A 3,203-nucleotide genomic window follows, 5' to 3' on the forward strand; every position below is an offset into this window, starting at 1 on the left:
GGCGGCCGACCCGTTGGCGCTGGCGGCCGCGGCGCGCCAGATCGCGGCCGAGCCGGCATCGTTTGCAGAGCCCTCGTCGCCTGCGCCGCTGGAGGCATTCGCGCCGGCATCGCAGCCTGCCGCGGACCTGCCGCCGCTGCCGGATTTCGACAAGCTGCCCGATCTGGAACTCGATCCTCCGGCGTCCTTCGAGCCGGCTGCGCCGGCGGACGACGCGCCGCTGCCGTCGTTCGAGTTCACGCCCGAGCCCGCCGCGCCTGCGGCCAGCCAGCCCGACCCCTTCGAGACGCACGACCTGGAGGACTTCCCCTCCACCGACTTCCTCGAATTCGAGGACGAGAAGAAGGCGCGCACCGGCGAGCCGCAGCCGGTGGACGTGAACATCGATTTCCTGGCCGAGCCCCTTGCGCCGGTACAGGCGGCCGAACCCGCCGAACCGGGCTTCGAGCCCACCGCGCTGGCCGACCCGTTCGAGCTGCGCGCCGCGGCGGCTGCGGCCGCACCTGCCGAGGACGTGCCGGCGCTCGATTTCGAAGCCTTCGCTGCGGAGCAGGCGGCCGCTTTCGCCGCGGCGCCCGCCGCCGCCGAGCCTGTCGAAGAGATTCAGGCCGTGGCGCAGGAAGAAGCGCTGCAGCCTGACGCGCCGGCAGACGAATCGTTCAAGGTCATCGGTCCGCTGCGCATCGGCATCGCGCTCTACAACGTCTACCTCAACGAGGCCGACGAGTGGTCGCGCCAGCTGGCCGTCGAGGTGGGCGAGTGGGCGCTGGAGCCGCACCTGCGCATCCAGGATTCGACCATCGGCCTGGCGCACTCGCTGGCCGGCAGTTCTTCCACCGTGGGCTTCCGCAGCCTGTCGGACATGGCGCGCCTGTTCGAGTCGGCCCTGACCCACCTGCAGATGCTGGGCCGCGGCACGCACGAGCAGGGCACGGTGCTGGCCCTGGCGGCCGACGAGCTGCGCCGCCTGCTGCACCAGTTCGCCGCCGGCGTGCTGAAGGATCCGTCGCCCGAGACGCTGAACGCGCTGCGCGAGCTGGCGTCCGCGCCGCTGCCGCCGGTGCAGCCGGCCGCGCCGCTGGTGCAGCCCCTGGCCGCTGCCGCGCAGCATGCGCCGGCGGACGTGGCGCTGGAGGATTCCGACGACGCCATGGACGTGGCGGATGCGGTCGATGCCGACCTGTTCCCGATCTTCGAGGAAGAGGCCGCCGACCTGCTGCCCGAACTGGCCAATGCGCTGCGTGCCTGGGCCCAGTCGCCCGACGACATGGGCCAGCGCGCCATCGTGCTGCGTGCGCTGCACACGCTCAAGGGCAGCGCGCGCCTGGCAGGCGCCATGCGCCTGGGCGAGCGCGCCCACCGCATGGAGTCCGAGGTCGAGATCATCGGCGTGGAGAACATTCCGCGCCAGGCCATCGAAGAACTCTACGGCCGCTATGACGCGCTGCAGGCGGCCTTCGACAGCCTGCGTGCCGCCGACGGCGCCGCGCAGGCCGAGATCGCGCAGCGCGCGGTGGCGGCCACTTCGGCCGTGCCGACCAGCGCCGCGGTGCAGGTCCAGGTGTCGGCCGAGGTCGAAGCGCCGGTGTCTGCACCCGTTGCCGCACCGGCGGCCGCCAACGAACCGGCCCTGGACGTTGCTGCTGCCGCAACGCCTGCCGCCGTGCCCGCACAGCGCCTGGCCGTCCCGGCATCGAGCGCGCTCACACCGCTGCGTGGCGGCGCCGGCCAGGTGGTGCGCATCCGCACCCAGCTGCTCGACCGCCTGGTGGCGCAGGCCGGCGAGGTGATCATCACCCGCTCGCGCCTGGAGGCCGAACTCGGCCAGCTGAGCACCTCGCTGGTCGACCTGACCGGCAACCTGGACCGCCTGCGCCAGCAGCTGCGCGACATCGAGGTGCAGGCCGAGAGCCAGATGCAATCGCGCCTGGCCCAGGCCAAGGATTCGGCGCAGTCCTTCGACCCGCTGGAGTTCGACCGCTTCACCCGCGTGCAGGAACTCACCCGCATGATGGCCGAGTCGGTGAACGACGTGGCCACCGTGCAGCGTTCGCTGCAGAAGACGGTGCAGGCCACCGAAGACGACCTGAGCGCGCAGGCGCGCCAGACGCGCGAATTGCAGCGCGGCCTGCTGCGCACGCGCATGGTGGAGTTCGAGGGTATTTCCGAGCGCCTGTACCGCGTGGTGCGGCAGGCGTCGAAGGACACCGGCAAGCAGGTGCGCCTGGACATCACCGGCGGCTCCATCGAGATGGACCGCGGCGTGCTGGAGCGGATGACGCCGGCCTTCGAGCACCTGCTGCGCAACTGCGTGGCGCACGGCATCGAGGATGCGGCCGCGCGCACGGCCGCCGGCAAGGACGCCAGCGGCCTGATCGTGATCGACCTGCATCACGAAGGCAACGACGTGTCGGTCAGCTTCCGCGACGACGGCGCGGGCCTGAACATCGAGCGCATTGCACGGCGCGCCCACGCTCTCGGCCTGGTGCCGCAGGGCGAGGCGGTCACGCCCGAGCAGGCGGCCGAGCTGATCTTCCAGCCGGGCTTCTCCACCGCGGAGCAGGTGTCCGAGCTGGCCGGCCGCGGCATCGGCATGGACGTGGTCCGCGCCGACGTGGCCGCGCTGGGCGGGCGCATCGAGACGCAGAGCACCAAGGGCCAGGGCACCGTCTTCAAGCTGGTGCTGCCGCTCACCACCGCGGTGACGCACGTGGTGATGATGCGCGCCGGCGAGCTGTCGGTGGGCGTGCCTTCCAACCTGGTGGAGCTGGTGCAGCGCGTGAGCGCCGCCGAGCTCGAGCAGGCCTACGCCAGCGCGCGCTACACCTTCGGCGGCGAGGAGCTTCCCTTCTACTGGTCGGGCGCACTGCTGCAGTCCTCGGCCCGCAGCGACCGCCAGCCGGGCCGCGCCAACACCGTGGTGGTGGTGCGAAGCGCCGCGCAGCGCGTGGCGCTGCACGTGGACGAAGTGCTGGGCAACCAGGAAGTCGTGGTGAAGAACCTCGGCCCGCAGCTGTCCACGCTGCCCGGCCTGGCCGGCATCTCGGTGCTGGCTTCGGGCGCGGTGGCGCTCATCTACAACCCGGTGGCCGTGGCCGCGGTGCACGGCGAGCAGGCCCGGGCGCTGCAGCCGCGCGAACTGCTCGAGCCCCGCAAGGGCGAGGGCGCGGACGCCGCTGCATCCCAGGGCGCACAGGCGCCGG

General features: G+C 72.4%; 1 protein-coding gene. It reads left to right on the top strand.

Features of this window, described 5'->3' with window-relative positions; all coding sequences use genetic code 11:
* Window positions 1–3,203, top strand: a 3,203-nt coding sequence (locus tag VSO01S_RS26185) for an ATP-binding protein (protein ID WP_174544773.1), incomplete at both ends; no start/stop codon positions are given.

It is taken from the genome of Variovorax soli NBRC 106424 (assembly GCF_001591385.1).
In the GTDB taxonomy this organism is placed as follows: Bacteria; Pseudomonadota; Gammaproteobacteria; order Burkholderiales; family Burkholderiaceae_C; genus Variovorax; species Variovorax soli.